Origin of the sequence: Corynebacterium sp. HMSC11E11 (genome assembly GCF_001807025.1) — a bacterium.
Classification (GTDB): Bacteria; Actinomycetota; Actinomycetes; order Mycobacteriales; family Mycobacteriaceae; genus Corynebacterium; species Corynebacterium freneyi.
Genome location: NZ_KV787174.1, coordinates 1 through 9,878, shown reverse-complemented (window position 1 = coordinate 9,878; position 9,878 = coordinate 1). Strand labels below are relative to the sequence as shown.

Here is a 9,878-nt window from a genome sequence, read left to right as displayed (position 1 = left end):
CCGGCACCCCATGTGGGGTGCCGGGCCGGAAACCCTGGCGGACCGCCCATGAGGGCGGCCGACGGAGGTTCTAGCGGGTGTACATGTCCTCGATCTCGCGGGAGTACTTGTCGACGACGACGTTGCGCTTGACCTTCATGGTCGGGGTCAGCTCGCCGGCCTCCTCGGAGAGGTCGCACGGGAGGATGTGGAACTTCTTGATGGCCTCGGCGTGCGAGACCAGCTCGTTGGCGGAGTTCACCGCGTCCTGGATCTCCGCGCGCAGCACCGCGTTCGCGGCCAGCTCACGCACCGGGGTGTGCTCCGGCACGTTGTGCTCGGCCTTCCACTTCTCCACGGCCTCCTCGTCGAGCGAGACCAGCACCGAGACGAACGGGCGACCGTCGCCGATGACCACGGCCTGCGACACCAGCGGGTGGGAGCGCATGCGGTCCTCCATCGGGCCGGGCGACACGTTCTTGCCGCCGGCCGTGACGATGAGGTCCTTCTTGCGGCCGGTGATGCGCAGGTGGCCGGTCTCGTCGAGCTCGCCGAGGTCGCCGGTCTTGAACCACTCGCCGTCGAAGGCGGCCTTGGTGGCTTCCTCGTTCTGCCAGTAGCCCTTGAAGACCACCGAGCCCTTGAGCAGGATCTCACCGTCGTCGTCGATCTTCACCGCGCAGCCGCCGACCGGACGGCCCACCGTGCCGATGACCTGGTCGTTCGGGTTGTTCACCGTGATGGCGGCGGTCGACTCGGTCAAACCGTAGCCCTCGTAAACGGTGACGCCCAGGCCGCGGAAGAAGTGGCCCAGGTCAGAGGACATCGCCGAACCACCGGAAATGGTGTACTGCACGGCCTCGCCCATGGCGGCCTTGATCTTGCCGAACAGCAGCTTGTCGTACAGCTTCAGGCGCAGCTTCTGCGCCGTCGTCGGGCCGGACGGGGTGTCCAGGGCCTTCGAGTACTCGATGGCGGCGGCCTCCGCGCGCTCGAACAGCGCAGTGCCGAAGGCGCCCTTCTCCTTCGCACCGGCCTGCGCCGAGTCGCGGACCTTCTCGAACACGCGCGGCACGCCGAGGATCAAGTGCGGGCGGGAACGCTGGAACTCCAGGGTGACGGTGCTGGTGTCCGCCCAGTGGGACTGGGTGGCGCCGCCGACGATGGCGGCCAGGGACACCGCGTTGGCCAGAACGTGCGCCAGCGGCAGGAAGGTGAGGATGCGGTTGCCCGGACGGGCGATGACGCCGATGTCGTTGGTCAGGATCGCGCGGGCCTCCGCCAACCAGTTGCTGTGGACCAGCATGCAGCCCTTCGGGCGGCCGGTCGTGCCGGAGGTGTAGATGACGGACGCGAGGTCATCGCAGGTGGTCGCGTCGATGCGGCTCTGCACCTCGGAGTCGTCGATGTCGCGCCCCTCGTACATGAGGGTGTCGACGGCGGAGGCGTTGATCTCGAGCACGCGGCGCAGCTGCGTCGGGGACTCCGACAGCGGGGCGTGGCCCGAGTCGTCGATGACGAGGTTCTTCATCCGCTCGGTGTGCTGGCGGCTCTCGGTGATCGCGAAAACCGCGCCGGAGTCCTCGATGATCCAGCGAATCTGGCCGGCGGAGGAGGAACCGTAGATCGGCACGATGGTCGCGCCCGCCATCCAGATGGCGATGTTGATCAGGTTCCACTCGTAACGGGTCTCGGACAGCAGCGCGACGCGGTCGCCCTTCTGGACGCCGTTGGCGATGAGACCCTTGGCGACGGCCATGGCCTCATCGTGGAACTCCTGGGCGGTGACGTTGACCCACTCGAAGTTCTTCGGACGGGTGAACATGACCAGCTTCGGGCGCTTGGCCACCAGCTCCTGCATCGCGGTGACGATCGTTTCCTTCTCACCCACCACGTACTTGGCTTCGCTGCTGTACTCCCGCATGGTGCTTTCCGTCTCCTTCTGGTCGTCCATCGATTCGCGTGACCGCGGCCGCCGATGCTTCGCCGGCGCGCGGATGTCACCCCGCCCAGTCGACTGCGGCGTCGCACGAGGAGGTGTGACATCGATTACTTCTATTACTTCGGCAACTGTACGACACGCGCATCACGCCGGTGCGAGAACCGGGCATAAAAACGGAATCGTTATGTCGATGCATCGATCGCCACCTCCAAACGGGGCGAGGACGGTCGCCGTCGGACACGCGGATGACCGTCGCCCGCGAGCAGATCGGCGACCGCCGCTTCCGGGCCGGACGATGGCCAGCTTCTCCGGTCGGGTGGACATTCCGCGTCACTGGCATGATGGGACGCGTGACCAACGAAGACGCGCAGCTTCCCGTGACCGCCCCCCTGACCGATCTCGCCGCCGACGTCGGCGTCGCCACGCGCTATACCGCGCAAAACGGCGAAGAGGCCACGGTGTCCAGGGCGACGATCCTGAAGATCCTCGCGGCGCTCGACGTCGATCTCGGCCCCACCCCCGACGACCCCTCCGACGAGGACATCATCGCCGCCCGCGAGGCGTGGACCGATGCGCGCTGGCGTCGGCTGCTGCCGCCGGTGGTGGTGAGCACCAGCGGCTCCTACAAGGAGGTCATCGTTCACGTCCCCGACGGCACCGCCGTGTCCGTCACCGCGATCCTGGACGACGGGTCGGAGTGGCCGTTGGCCCAGGTCGAGCACAACGTCGCTCCCCGCGAGGTCGACGGCGTTCTGCTCGGCGAAGCCGCCTTCGCCGTCCCGGAGAATCTGCCCCTGGGGTGGCACCGCCTGCGCGCGGTCAACGAGGACGCGACGGCAGAATGCGAGCTCGCCGTCACTCCGGGTCGGCTGTCGACGGCCGACAAGTTCGTCGATAAGCCCGCGACCGGTGTCATGGCCCAGCTGTACTCGGTGCGCTCCGAGCGGTCCTGGGGCATCGGCGACCTGACCACCCTCGGCGACCTGGCCAGCGTGTCGGCGCGCGCGGCGGGCGCCGACTTCGTGCTGGTCAACCCTCTGCACGCCGCCGAGCCCTCCCCGCCGGTGGAGGACTCCCCCTACCTGCCCACCACGCGCCGCTACGCCAACCCGCTGTACATCCGGGTGGAGATGATCCCCGAGTTCTCCTACCTCGACGAGGCCGACGCCGCCGAGCTGCGCGACCTGGCCGCGGGTTTCCGCGAGCTCAACCGCTCGGCCGACGAGATCGACCGCAACCCGATCTATGCCGCCAAGCTGCGCGCCCTCCACGCCATCCACCACATTCCGCTGTCCGAGGTGCGCCGCGCCGACTACGAACGGTTCCTGGCCGAGCAGGGCCGCGGCATCCTCGACTACGCCCGATGGTGCGCCGACCGCGACATCGAGATCCGCACCGCCGCCCGTGACGACGACGAGTTCGCGAACGGAGAGTTCGCGGGCCTGGTCACGCCGCTGGGCGCCCACGAGGACATCGAAGATCTGCGCGGGGAACTCGTCGATTTCCATTGCTGGCTGCAGTGGATCCTCGATGAGCAGCTTCGCGACGCCCAGCGCGCGGCGACCGAGGCGGGCATGCGCATCGGCATCATGGCCGACCTGGCCGTCGGCGTGCACCCGGGCGGGTCCGACGCCCGCAACCTGGCGGAATGGATGGCCCCGGATGCGTCGGTCGGCGCCCCGCCGGACGGTTTCAACCAGCGCGGCCAGGACTGGTCGCAGCCGCCGTGGAACCCGCACAAGTTGGCGGAGGCCTCGTACAAGCCGTGGCGGGACATGCTGCGCACGGTGCTGCGCCATTCGGGCGGCATCCGCGTCGATCACATCCTCGGGCTGTTCCGGCTGTGGTTGATGCCGCGGATGGAGTCGCCGGCCAACGGCACCTACGTGTACTTCGACCATGAGGCGATGGTCGGCATTCTCGCGTTGGAGGCCGAACTCGCCGGCGCCGTCGTCATCGGCGAGGACCTGGGCACCTTCGAGCCGTGGGTTCAGGAGTACCTGGCTCAGCGCGGCGTCATGGGCACGTCGATCCTGTGGTTCGAGTCGGATGGTCCGGGGGTGCCCAAGCACCCGTCGCACTACCGCCGCCTGTGCCTGTCGTCGGTGACCACGCACGATCTGCCGCCGACGGCGGGGTATCTCGCGGGCGAGCACATCAAGCTGCGCGACCGTCTCGGCCTGTTCTCTGCGGACGTGGAGGAAGAGGAGGCCCGTGACCTGGAGTGGGTGACGGCGACCCTCGCCGCGGTGGATGCGGCGGGCTGTTTCGAGGGGCTTTCCGACGCCGACGGACCGGTGTCCGGCCGGGATTGGAAGAACATCTCCCGCGACGAGCTGCCGGATGCGGCGCCGCTGATCGTCGGTTTGCACCGGTATCTCGCGCGCACTCCGTCGGCGCTGACGTGCATGGCGCTGGTGGACATGGTCGGCGACCGTCGCACGCAGAACCAGCCGGGCACGACCCACGATCAGTACCCGAATTGGTGCGTGCCGCTGACGGATCACGAGGGCCGTGCGCTTCTGGTGTCCGACCTGCCGGACCTTCCCCTGTTCGGGGCGGTTGCGGAGGCTTCCGCCAGGGATTGACGGTCATCGGGGATCCGCCATGTGCCCGTTCCGCGGGCACCCGGTCCCCCCTGCACCCGCCCCCGGCATGCGAACGGGCGGCCCCCTGCGACAATCGTGGGGTGACCGATACAGACTCCCGCCCCGCAGTCTCGACGATCCTCGTCGTCGGGCTCATGTTGTTCGCGATGTTCTTCGGCGCGGGCAACCTCATTTTCCCGCCCCAGCTCGGCATCGAGGCAGGCACGGCCTATGGCCCGGCGATGGCCGGTTTCCTGACGACGGCGGTGCTGCTGCCGGCGTTGGCGGTGATCGCCGTGGCGGTGTCCGGCAACGGCATCGTCGACATCGCCTCCCGGGCGGGCAGGGTTTTCGGCCTGGTCTTTTCCATTGCGGTGTACTTGTCCATCGGCGCGCTGTACGCGATTCCCCGCACGGCGAACGTGGCGTTCGAGACGGGTGTCGCGGGTGTGGCGGGGACGTCGTCGGGGTGGGCGTTGTTCGCGTTCACGGCGGCGTTTTTCGCGGTGTCGCTGTGGTTGTCGCTGCGTCCGGGCGGCATCGTAGATTCGTTGGGACGTTGGTTGACGCCGGCGTTGCTGGTGCTCATCGTCGCATTGGTGGTCGTCGGTTCGATCGTGTTGACGGCCGAGCCGGGTGCCCCGACCGAGAAGTGGGCGGGGTCGCCGTACGCGACGGGTTTCCTGGAGGGGTACCTGACCATGGATTCCCTGGCGGCGTTGGTGTTCGGCATCGTGGTCATCGATTCCCTGCGGTCGCGGGGCATTGACCGGCAGCGTCAGGTGGTGACGTCGTCGATTTTGGCGGGCGTGATCGCGGTGATTCTGCTCGGCCTGGTTTATCTGGGGCTCGGCCAGTTGGGCCAGGGCATCGGGGGCGAGTACACCAACGGTGCGCTGTTGTTGTCGGAGGCCGCGACGCGGTCCTTCGGCGCGGCGGGCGCGTGGGTGTTCGCGCTCATCGTTTTGCTTGCATGCTTGACGACGGCCGTCGGTTTGATCACGTCAACCGCGGCGTTCTTTTCGTCGCTGACCCCGCGCATCGGTTTCCGGGCGTGGGCGGTCGGTTTCACGCTGGCGGGCCTGGTGATGTCGAACCTGGGCCTGGATGCGATCATCGGCATCGCGATTCCGCTCAACGTGTTCCTGTACCCGATGGCGGTGGCGCTGGTGTTCCTGACGTTGCTGCAGGCGGCGCTGCCGTTCAAGTTGACGTGGTCTTACCGGGTGCCGGTGGCGGTGGCGGGCGTGTTCGCCCTCATCGACTTGGCCCGGACGCTCGACGTCGATCCGGCGTCGGCGGTGCCGTCGTTGGCGAATCTGCCGTTGTACGAGCAGTCGTTGGCGTGGGTCATCCCCACCACCGTCGTCTTGGCCGTCTGTCTGGTGGTCGATTACGGCAAGCGGCTGCCGGCGCCGGAGCCGGGTGAGCCGACGGCGTCCTTCGGGGCGGAAGGCGCGCGGGCGGCGAACGTTCACCCCTGATCCGCGGGCGCGGTCAAGGCGGTCCACTCTCCGGGAGTGGACCGCCTTTTTGCCATTCGGGGTACTGCCCGTCCGTGTGCCGTCGGCCCGTCGTTTGCGGCCCGTCGTTTGTGGTCCGGTGTGCCGGGCCGGACGGCGGCACGATCACATCTGCGTCATGACTCCGGCGACGAGCACCAGGATGATCAGCACGATGAGCGCGATCTTGACCGGCGACTTCCGCATGTTGGGCTCTCCTCTTTCACTGTCCCGGCATCAGCTGGGGTCTTGCTCCACCAATTCGATTCGCGTCCGTCCTCCCCGGCCGGGGCGTTTCGTCGCCCACCTCCGGGAGAAGCGGCCGACGACGACGTCGATGAGGCCGATGAACGCGAACGCCACCACGCCGCCGACGGGCACGAGGAACGCCAGCAGCACGGTGGTCTGCCCGAGCACCGACAACTGCGTCAGCCACTGGCCGACCGAGTCGACGGTTCCCTCGAGCGCTTCATACACGGCGGTTCACATTACCCGACGTCGGCTCCCGCCAGACCCCGGCGTTCGAGGAGCGGGCGGATGTCCTTGTCGCGTCCGCGGAACGTGCGGTAGGCCTCGGTGAAGTCGATGGCGCCGCCGCGGGACAGGATCGTGGCGCGGAAGTGGCCGCCTCCGGCGCGGGTGGCGCCGCCGTTGTCGGTGAACCAGCCGTAGCCGTCGGCGTCGAGGGCTTCGGCCCACAGGTAGGAGTAGTATCCGGCCGAGTATCCGCCGGCGAAGATGTGGTTGAAGTACGTGGACCGGTAGCGCGGGGCGAGGTTGGCCACGTCGAGGCCGTATTCCTCCAGCGCCTTCTGCTCGAATTCGCCGACGTCGGTGACGGCGGCGGCCTCTTCCGGCGACAGCGAGTGCCATGCCAGATCCAGGGCGGAGGCGGCGAGGTACTCGGCCGTCGCGAAGCCCTCGCCGGCGGTGCGGGCGCGCTTGACTGCCTCGACCAGGTCGTCGGGGATGGGCTCGCCGGTGTCGACGTGGAACGCGTAGTTGGCCAGGATCGACGGCTCCAGCGCCCAGTTTTCGTTGATCTGGGAGGGGAACTCCACGAAGTCGCGCGGCACGTTGGTCCCGGAGAACCGCGGGTAGCGGACGTCGGACAGCAGCCCGTGGAGGGCGTGGCCGAATTCGTGGAAGAGGGTGGTCACCTCGTCGAGGGTGAGCAGCGCCGGCTCCCCTTCCGCGGGCTCGGCGATGTTGAGCACGTTGACGACGACCGGCTTGGTGCCCAGCAGGTGCGACTGGTCGACGAAGGAGCTCATCCACGCGCCGCCGCGCTTGGTCGGCCGGGAGAAGAAGTCGGTGAGCAGCAGGCCGATGCCCGAATCCCGGGACTCGGCTCCCGCGCCACCACCCGTATCGGCGCCCGCTTCCGTGCCCGCTTCCGCTCCCCCATCGGCGCCGCCGTCGCGGACCTCCCACACCGTGACGCCGGGGGCGTAGCCGGTGAGGTCCTCGCGCGGGACGACGTCGATGCCGTAGAGCTTCTTGGCGACGTGGAAGACGCCGTCGCGGAGGACACGGTCGAGCTGGAAGTACGCCTTGAGCTTTTCGCCGTCGACGGCGAATTCCTCGGCGCGGCGGCGCTCGGCCCAGTACGGCCAGTCGGGTGCGCCGACGTCGCCCGCCCCCTCGACGGACTCGGCGTCATCCGCGCCGTCGATTCCCGCTCCGGCGCCGACGGTTTCTTCGGCGGCCAGGTCCGCGACGCGCTTGTACTCGCCCTCGGCGTTGGCGACGGCCGCCGGCGCCAGGTCGGTGATCAGCTTCTTCGCGGCGGCCACGTCCCCGGCGGTCTCGTCGGAGATGACGTAGTCGGCGTGGGTGTCGTAACCGAGCAGCCGGGCCTTTTCGGCGCGCAGGCGGACCTCCTCCAACAGCACCGGACGGTTGTCGTGGCCGGCCCCCGTGCCGCGTGCGATGGATGCGGCGTAGACGCGGGCGCGGGTGTCCGGCGACTCCAGGTCGGTGAGGATGGCCTGCACGCTCGGCAGATCCAGCGGAATCAGCCACCCGTCGGCCCGGCCGGCCTTGCGTGCGTAACGGACGAGATTGTCCTTCGCGGCGTCCGACAGCCCGGCGAGATCGGCCTCGTCGGTGACCGCCACGGCACGGTCGTTGGTGTCGGCCAGCAGGTTTTCGCCGAAGGCGGTCGACAGCTCGGACAGGCGGGCGTTGATTTCCTTCAGACGCGCCTTGCCCGCATCGTCGAGGTCGGCGCCGGCCCGGCGGAAGTCGCGGACGACCTTGTCCAGCAAACGGCGGGCCTCGTCGTCGAGCTCCGGAACCTCGGACGCCGCAGATGTCCCGCGGTCGGCATCCCCCGCATCCGGACCCGCCCCGGCGGACGACGCGGACGTCGACTCGTCGTAAAGCTCCGCCACCTTCTTGATGCGCGCCCACAACCCCTCGTTGAGGCGCACGCCATCCATGTGCGCGGCCAGCTCCGGGGCGATGGCGGCCTCGATGGCCAGCCGCTCCTCGGTCGCGTCGGTGCCGGCGATGTTGAAGAAATACGCGGCCACGCGATCCAGCAGGCGGCCCGACTTCTCGAGCGCCTCGAGGGTGTTGGCGAAGGTCGGGGCCTCCGGGTTGTCGACGATCGCGGCGATCTCCGCGTCATGGTCGACGAAGGCCGTGCGAAACGCCGGGATGACGTGCTCGTCGCCGATCGACCCGAAGTCGGGCAGACCGTACGGCAGCGTCGACGGCGTCAGAAGCGGATTGGCGGCGATGGTCTCGGAAGACGATGCGTTCATGGGGCCCCACCTTAGCGCCGACCCGGCGGGGCGCCGCCGTGCGCGTTGGGCCATTCCGGCTCTCGCCCGCGGCGGGACGCTTACGCTGGGCGCATGGACGATTCCCGCCACGCGACCGATGGCCGCCCCGGAGATCTCACCGTCGGCGCCCCCGCCGGCGCGTTGACGGGACGCGTTTCGGGTGGGGTGCTGCGCATCCACACGATCCCGTACGCCACGGCCGAGCCGTTTCGTCCGTCCACGCCGGCGCCGCCCGGTCCGCACGACGGCCGTGAACCAATCGGCGATCCGCTCGGCGACGGGTCCGGCACCGCCCTGCGCGAGGGCGTCGGCCACATGCAGCTCACCGTCACCGCGCCGGTCGACGGCGTTGGTGCGACCGCCTCCCCGGATGGCGCTAGCTCTGCGGGCGGGAGCGTCGGCGCGCGCCCGATCCTCCTGTGGATCCACGGCGGCCGTTTCGAAGAGGGCCACCCCTCGGAACCGTGGTGCAGCACGCGCCGTTTCGCGGAGGAGGGCATCGTCGCGGTGTCGCTGGGCTACCGCAAGCGGTTCGACGGGTTTTGGCGCACGCGGGGCGACGGTCGCATCGGAAGGCCGGGCGCGGCACCCTATCGTGCCGTCGATGATCTGCTCATCGCGCTGCGCTGGGTCCGCGACAATGCCGCCGCGTTCGGTGCGGATCCGGGCAACGTCACGTTGTCGGGTCAGTCGGCGGGTGCGGGCCTGGCTCTGGCGCTGGCGTCGGATCCGCGGTCGGAGGGACTGGTGCATCGGGTCATCGCCATGTCGCCCGGGTTGTCGCGGGGTTCGGGCAGTGCTTTGCGACGGCTGCTCGCCCGCATCGGAGGAGTCGGGCCGTCGGGAACGGCCGATCCCGGGATCATCGACCGGGCCTACCGACTCGTCGCCGCGGTCGCCCCGACGGATACCGCCGTGGGCCCGCGCATCCGGGAGATCCGGCCGCGGGTGCCGCTGATGGTCACCGCCACCAGCGAGGAGTTCCACTTCGTGCCGCCGCTCATTCGGGCCGATGGGCTGCCCGGCGCGCGGGCGGCCGCCCGCGTCATCGGCGCGGCCCACGGCGGGCTGGGGC

At 69.3% G+C, this 9,878-nt stretch carries 6 protein-coding genes; 3 read left to right on the top strand and 3 right to left on the bottom strand.

Annotation, left to right across the window (positions count from 1 at the left end):
- Positions 1-70: 70 nt before the first annotated feature.
- Complete coding sequence (locus HMPREF3121_RS11720) at positions 71-1,903, bottom strand: AMP-dependent synthetase/ligase (protein WP_070523784.1); 1,833 nt, start codon at positions 1,901-1,903, stop codon at positions 71-73.
- Positions 1,904-2,262: 359 nt separating this feature from the next.
- Between HMPREF3121_RS11720 and malQ the strand changes: the two genes are divergently transcribed.
- Both malQ and brnQ read left to right on the top strand, forming a co-directional pair.
- The gene (gene malQ / locus HMPREF3121_RS11715) at positions 2,263-4,509 is read left to right on the top strand and encodes a 4-alpha-glucanotransferase (protein WP_371327343.1); all 2,247 of its coding nucleotides are present in this window, start codon (positions 2,263-2,265) and stop codon (positions 4,507-4,509) included.
- Between the two features lie 101 nt (positions 4,510-4,610).
- Positions 4,611-5,993 (top strand): branched-chain amino acid transport system II carrier protein, encoded by a 1,383-nt coding sequence (gene brnQ, locus HMPREF3121_RS11710; RefSeq protein ID WP_083291731.1) that lies wholly within the window; start codon positions 4,611-4,613, stop codon positions 5,991-5,993.
- A gap of 255 nt (positions 5,994-6,248) precedes the next feature.
- Here brnQ and HMPREF3121_RS11705 read toward each other — a convergent pair whose 3' ends face one another.
- Together HMPREF3121_RS11705 and HMPREF3121_RS11700 are read right to left on the bottom strand one after the other, a co-directional pair.
- The gene (locus tag HMPREF3121_RS11705) at positions 6,249-6,488 is read right to left on the bottom strand and encodes a hypothetical protein (protein ID WP_070523776.1); all 240 of its coding nucleotides are present in this window, start codon (positions 6,486-6,488) and stop codon (positions 6,249-6,251) included.
- Positions 6,489-6,499: 11 nt separating this feature from the next.
- On the bottom strand, positions 6,500-8,782 hold the full coding sequence (locus tag HMPREF3121_RS11700) for a M3 family metallopeptidase (protein WP_070523773.1): 2,283 nt from the start codon (positions 8,780-8,782) through the stop codon (positions 6,500-6,502).
- Positions 8,783-8,875: 93 nt separating this feature from the next.
- Between HMPREF3121_RS11700 and HMPREF3121_RS11695 the strand changes: the two genes are divergently transcribed.
- Positions 8,876-9,878 (top strand): carboxylesterase family protein (locus HMPREF3121_RS11695; protein WP_070523770.1); only part of this gene is annotated, 1,003 nt, incomplete at its 3' end.

Excerpts from the sequence above, each read along its gene's own strand:
- malQ (WP_371327343.1), top strand. The coding sequence starts at position 2,263 with ATGGGACGCGTGACCAACGAAGACGCGCAGCTTCCCGTGACCGCCCCC.
- HMPREF3121_RS11720 (WP_070523784.1), bottom strand. The coding sequence starts at position 1,903 with ATGCGGGAGTACAGCAGCGAAGCCAAGTACGTGGTGGGTGAGAAGGAA.
- HMPREF3121_RS11700 (WP_070523773.1), bottom strand. The coding sequence starts at position 8,782 with ATGAACGCATCGTCTTCCGAGACCATCGCCGCCAATCCGCTTCTGACG.